A 6,338-nucleotide genomic window follows, 5' to 3' on the forward strand; every position below is an offset into this window, starting at 1 on the left:
TCCCTCAATTCATTCTCTGACTCAGTGATCTCAATTTTAAGTACTCCTGACATAACTTTTAGTTGTAAATAGACACCATCTTATTTGTAGCACATATTTGGCAAATTGGTATTACAACTGTCTTGCCTCAACCTGAATCAGGATTAAGGACTTTAATGACCTAGACGAAAAGAGCGCGATCATCTCAGGAGTAGGTATGGCAAACCACCAGGATCCTCATAGATTTTTCTCAGTGGCAGGGGGTCCCATGAAGATCCATAAAAGAGCCACTCCAGTGACAATACCATAGGCGGCCCAGCCCGTGCCGTTGACAAGACCAATCAGTACCTTAGGTAATACCTGACACATGAGTTGGCATAACCAGGCACCGATGGCCCCATTCACCGCCGCACCCAACCAACTGGCTAACATCCAAATTCTAAAGCTACGTGCTCGGAAACGAGTATGGCAACTAAGAAGACATCCTTGAAGGATTGCCATGAATGATAACCAGACTGGCAGATTGATCAGGTTAAGCCAGAAGACTTCCCCCATGCCAAACTGATGCCATAGACCGTTAACAAGACAATTAACGGCAGGTTGTAAGCCTATAGATAAGTGGATGCCAAAGATCCAGCCGATGGCACTTGCTAAAGGCCACCACCAATCCCTTATGCCGAGCCATCTCAAAACTGTCCATTGCAGGGAACCAATAATAGCCCCAGAGAAGATAAGTGTCGCCATAAACGGCCAACCATTCTCCTCAAGATATCCCACCAAGAAGCCCCCGATCAAATTAGCAGCAACCCAAGCGAGCAGAAACTTGATTGGCTGTATTCTAAACCGTTGAATTCGTCTCATCTGAAAAGAGATACCGTGATCAGAGTCAGTAGAGCACAAAGTCCGTTACAGGGAGAGAAATTTTCGATCAGCGATTGCGCTTATTAACCGGGAAAAGCCAAAAAAAACGGGTAATTGAAGGCGTCTGAACCCTGATTTTTCTGTACCACTCTGACAAAAGAAAAAACGGAGGAGACCACTTAGAATGACTCACTCGTGTCTAGGAAATTGCATCAGGCCAATGTTAGCTCTCTCAAATTTAGTTGAGGAGAGGGAATTCTATTCCCCTCCTCAGAAAAATTAGTATCCCAGCGGATAGTGGTAGTACCCCTCGGAGTCAACTTGTACTTGCTGATTATTCAGCTCGGTGTTAGAAAAGGCACTGGAGCCGTTAACGGCAGCATTACTGGTGTTGGACTCTTGGATGGAAACTTGGCCTTGAGGATCGTGATTGAAAAAGCCCTCGCGTTCCAACTGAATTTGCTGATTATTCAACTCAGTGTTGGAAAAGGCACTGGAGCCGTTGACTGCGGCATTTTGAGTGTTGGCACTTTGCACAGAAGTTTGGGCTTGTTGAGCAGCAGCGGGAGTGGCGAAAGCAACAATAGCGATGAAACCAAAAGCAAGTTTTTTACTAATCATAAGAGTTTTTTTTGGAGTCAGTGTTTCTAAAGGCTAAGAAATTTGGTGTGTTGTCCTTTAGATATGTTGAGGGAGGAGAATGTATGCATTTGTTATGAAACTTGAGGCGGAAATTGCAGCGATTTAGGGAAAGGCGCGATGCCCGAAAGGCGGTGGCTTTGCCACATCGCGCTAACCCTTCAAGATAACAACGCTAGAACCAAAGAACCAACTCTAAATCTTCCTAAGCCGATTACTTTCTCTTGCACTAGCTGAAAGCCCATTGATTCATATAACTTTTTCGCTCTTAAGTTAGTAACGTCAACACTGATATAAACTGAGCCTAAATGAGTAGACGCTTCATTAATGCAGTTTGAGAGTAACTGTTGACCAATCCCTTGATTCCGAGATCTGGAAGTCACAGCCAAATTAGCAATATCAAAGCTTTCCTGCGGATAAAGCCTGCAATATTTTAGAGATGACGACACCCCAAAAATCTGTTTCTGAAATCCTTACATGACAAAGCTTTTGAGCTAGATTGCCCCTGGTGGAAGCTTGGCTAGGTTCACCCCTTTGTTGATAAATTTTGTTTCCTGGCTTGTCAATGTAGAAAAGTTATGGACTTTATAGGGATTAGGAAGCCTTTGCAGTTAGTAAAGCGAGGTTGGAATCACGACCGGCTTGGAAGTGTTGAAGCGTCCCATTAAACTGCAATTGTCCCTCCTCCAGCATGACAATCCAATCGGCACGATGAATCACTTGGGGGCGATGACAAATTAAGATGGTGGTTTGACCTTGACGATAACTCAGGACTCGTTGCAAGACTTCTGTTTCGGTGATGGGATCGAGGTTAGCGGTGGACTCATCTAGGATTAAAATAGGAGTAGAATGGAGTAAAGCCCGCGCGATCGCGAGACGTTGTTTTTGTCCACTAGAGAGGTTTGCCCCCACCACACCCAGAATGGTGTCATACTGCTGGGGAAATCGTTGCACAAATTCATCTGCACCCGCTATTTGGCAAACGTTCCTAATCTCTGCAAGAGTTGCGTCGGGTAAACTGAGGCGAAAATTATCAAGAAGGGAACGATGAAGAAAGACTGAGGCGAAAATTATCAAGAAGGGAACGATGAAGAAAGAAGGCATCTTGAGGGACTAACGCCACCTGTTGACGCAGACAAGCGGACGGAATTGCGGTTAAAGGTGTGTCCCCAAAGTAAATTTCTCCCGATTGCAGAGGATAGAGTCCGGTGAGTAGTTTAGCGAGGGTGCTTTTCCCACAGCCCGATTTACCAATTAAGGCGATGACTTGACCGCCGGGAATTGTCATCGAGAGATTGTTGAGGAGTGGCAAGCGACCGGGATAATGAAAGGTAATATTTTTCAGGTGAATCTCAGCCGGATCGGAAACTTCTATCCAGGTTTTTTCCTCATCGCCTTGGGTATCAGGAACAGATTCAAATAACTCTGCCAGTAAACGGGTAATCGCTTTGATTTGCGTCCAATCACTGATGAAGCTGACTAGCGCGATCGCGAATTGCAAGAAACTTTCCTTTAATCCGTAAATGGCAATCAGTTTCCCGATGGTGAGATGGTCTTGAAAAACCAGAATACTCCCAAACCATAGCAAAATTACTGTTCCCACTCCGGCAATGCCTTCCGAGAGGAGATTACTAGCAATCCGAATCCTCGCTGCTTTCAGTTTGTACTTTGACTCCCGTTCAGTTCGTTGTTGAATCTCAGGATAGAGTCGATCCGCTGCTGCAATGGTTTTGAGGGTCAATGCCCCATTGAAGGCTTCAGAAAGCACTCCGGCATTTTCCCCCGCGATGGAGAAGGAACGATTCGTGGTTTGACGAATGGCAGATTGAAATGCCAATGTTGATCCAATCATCCCCAGTCCCACCGCAACGGTAATCAGTCCTAACTGCCAGCTATAGACGAAAATAAAGCCCATCGCCACTAAACCGATAAAAGTTTTGATGGGTAACTCAATCACCTGTTGCGACACCAGCAGATTAATTTGTTGGATATCCCCCAGACGACGAATCGCTGTGCCACTCCGACGGGCTTCATGATAGGCTAGGGGCAAATGTAAGACTTGTTTACCAAAATCGAGCTTCAACCCTTTTTGTAAGGCTTCGGCAAATCGCGCCACCAGAGTTGATTGTGTCCAGGTTAGCCCACTATTAATCAGAGTGAGAATGATGACACCAATCGCCACCGGGGTAAGGAGTTGACGCTGATCCTGAGTCAAGATTTGGTCAGTGAGAAATTGCAGCAGTAACGGTGTCGCCAATGCCAAAATTCCCACCGCCAAGTTCAACGGTAGCAAGGTTTTCAGAATGCCTCGATGTTGCCACAAACGCTGAACTAAACTAGCAAAGGGATTAATCGGTTGCGGATCATTGGCTTGGACTGCAAATTGTTCGGGTTTGGGTTCTAGATTCAAGCCTAATTCAATTAATTCAGTCATCATTTCTGTAGCAATTGTAATCTTAGTCTTATATTGATCTCCGTCTTTGAGTGTCCCTTTCGGCTTAAATATTTCAAAGAGCAAAGGAAAGGTAATATTTTTCCATAAGCCATAAGCATTAACTGAAACAATGCCTTGGTCAATTTTTCCAATGCTTCCTAAATACTGTCTTGCTACATAATCCGTCTTCTTACCCTTTTTCCTATCCCCAGTTTCATCAACAAGAACTGTTATCGGTTCTCCTTGTAGAGCCGATTTTATTAATCCTAACCTTCTCCTTCTCAATTCTTCTACTGACCAGGGTGCATTAGCCAGGAAGAGGAGCGACCCCGCGCCGTCTCACGGCGCAAGGGAACGCGCGATGATATGGTGTAGAGATTGCGCGGAATTAATTCCTACTCCTTTCGCAATTTCGGGGAGGGATTTTCGAGGAATTGGAGCAATAATTCCTAAGTGCAGATATTTGAAACACTCATAGTTTCTCACATCTTTAAATAGGTCTTGATAGTTGCTGCAATATCCATCTACCACGGCTAGGGTGGGTTCTGGATCTCGAGGTAAATGTTTACGAATCTGTAACGCTACATCCATTGTCCTTCCTGCTTTTTCGAGAGCAGACTTCTTGATTGTTCTCTATTTTAATTCGGAAAGTGACAGAAGCGTTCCACGAGCATACCTTACGGTGGCTCGTAATGAATTAAAGAAACTTGATGAATCTAAAGAGCAAATGCCTGTATATTTACTTTTGTTACCTGAGAGTTCAAACCGAGCCCTCATTGGTGTCTTCATTAGCGCCCGAACCAAAGCATGGTTGGAGATGATTAAGGGAATGACATTGGTGACGCTTTCAACAGCGATCCCGTTTAGGAGAATCAATTAACTGGTTCATCTCGCTCAGGTAACCTTCTCTTATCAAAAGCAATAATCCTCATGAAGCGGAAAAAATCTAACTCAACTCCCAAGCGGAAAGGGAAATCGACGAAAAATTTGCCAGTGCTCAATCCTCATGCTGCTGGAATCGATATTGGGGCAGAGCATCATTGGGTCAGTGTTGCTCCCGAACAAGACCCTCAGCCCGTTCGTCGTTTTGGCTGTTTTACCAGTGACTTATATGCTCTTGCCCATTGGTTGAAGGAGTGTCAAGTGGAGACAGTAGCAATGGAATCCACCGGAGTTTATTGGATTCCTCTGTTCCAAATTCTGGAGACTCAAGGCTTGGAAGTGCAATTGGTTAATGCTCATCATGTGAAAACCGTGCCCGGACGAAAGAGTGATGTTTTGGACTGCCAGTGGCTGCAACAACTGCACAGTTACGGTCTTTTGTCAGGTTGCTTTCGCCCCGAGAATCAAATCTGCGTTTTGCGTAGCTACATTCGTCAACGGGAAAACTTGATTCAAAGTGCTAGTACCCATATTCTACGGATGCAAAAAGCCCTAACTCAAATGAATTTACAGTTGCATCGGGTCCTTAGTGACCTCACGGGAGTCACTGGTCTAGCTATCATTCGAGCGATTGTTGCTGGAGAGAGAAACCCTCAAGTTTTAGCCTCCTTAAAAAATCCTCGGGTCAAAAGCAGTGTTGAGGAAATTGCCAAAGCCCTTACCGGAGATTATCGAGTTGAACACATTTTTGTTCTCCAACAAGAGCTACAACTCTATGATACCTATCAAACCGCTATTGCTGAGTGTGACCGTCAAATTGAACAATGTCTCACTCAGTTTTCCGACCAAGTTGATGTTGAGGTTTTCCCTCCCACTCCGTCTCGATATCGATGCAACAAACCTCAAGACAATCAACCCGCTTTTGACTTGAGAACTCATCTTTATCGCATCAGTGGGGTGGATTTTACTCGAATTAATGGCTTGGGAGCTTTAACCGTGCAAACGATTCTTTCGGAAGTGGGTCTTGATCCGACTCGTTTCCCCACGGTTAAGCACTTTTGTTCTTGGTTAGGTCTTTCTCCGGGCAGTTGTATTACCGGTGGCAAAGTAAAAACTTCTCGAACTCGTCAGGTTGTTAACCGTGCAGAAAGATGCTTTCCGAATGGCTGCTCACGCTCTTAAAAACAGTCGTTCGGCTTTGGGCGCTTTCTACCGGCGTCTACGAAGTCGGTTGGGAACTCCTAAGGCTATTACCGCTACGGCTCACAAGCTGGCACGAATTTTCTATTCTCTTTGGACAAGCGGTCAGAGTTATGTTGATCCTGGCATTGATTACTATGAACAAAAGTATCAAGAGCGACTCCTTAACAATCTTAAGAAAAAAGCTGATTCTCTTGGCTTTGAAGTCATTCCCAAGCCTTCAACTGATTCAGTTTCTTAGGAGCCCCTGAACTGGCGGCAGACCACCCGCTACGAATAAAAGAAACTTTGAATTGGGCGTCTGGAATGGAGGTATATTGATCAGTGTCCTGACAGTTAAAAC

The 6,338-nt window shown here is 45.0% G+C and carries 3 protein-coding genes and 2 pseudogenes; 1 reads left to right on the forward strand and 4 read right to left on the reverse strand.

Annotation, left to right across the window (positions count from 1 at the left end):
* Positions 1-216: 216 nt before the first annotated feature.
* The 4 genes and pseudogenes from GVY04_10195 to GVY04_10210 form a co-directional block, all read right to left on the reverse strand.
* Complete coding sequence (locus GVY04_10195) at positions 217-480, reverse strand: hypothetical protein (GenBank protein NBD16485.1); 264 nt, start codon at positions 478-480, stop codon at positions 217-219.
* Between the two features lie 639 nt (positions 481-1,119).
* Positions 1,120-1,461, reverse strand: coding sequence for a hypothetical protein (locus tag GVY04_10200; protein NBD16486.1), 342 nt, complete (start codon positions 1,459-1,461; stop codon positions 1,120-1,122).
* 179 nt (positions 1,462-1,640) lie between these two features.
* Positions 1,641-1,928, reverse strand: a complete 288-nt coding sequence (locus tag GVY04_10205) for a GNAT family N-acetyltransferase (protein NBD16487.1) — start codon at positions 1,926-1,928, stop codon at positions 1,641-1,643.
* Positions 1,929-2,073: 145 nt separating this feature from the next.
* Positions 2,074-3,916, reverse strand: a pseudogene (locus tag GVY04_10210) (ATP-binding cassette domain-containing protein).
* 927 nt (positions 3,917-4,843) lie between these two features.
* Here GVY04_10210 and GVY04_10215 point away from each other — a divergent pair.
* Positions 4,844-6,236: pseudogene (locus GVY04_10215) on the forward strand (IS110 family transposase).
* Positions 6,237-6,338 lie beyond the last annotated feature (102 nt).

The organism is Cyanobacteria bacterium GSL.Bin1, from assembly GCA_009909085.1.
Taxonomy (GTDB): domain Bacteria; phylum Cyanobacteriota; class Cyanobacteriia; order Cyanobacteriales; family Rubidibacteraceae; genus Halothece.

Bases quoted from the DNA above. Each gene is read 5' to 3' on its own strand.
- GVY04_10195 (NBD16485.1), bottom strand. From the start codon at position 480: ATGGCAATCCTTCAAGGATGTCTTCTTAGTTGCCATACTCGTTTCCGA.
- GVY04_10200 (NBD16486.1), bottom strand. From the start codon at position 1,461: ATGATTAGTAAAAAACTTGCTTTTGGTTTCATCGCTATTGTTGCTTTC.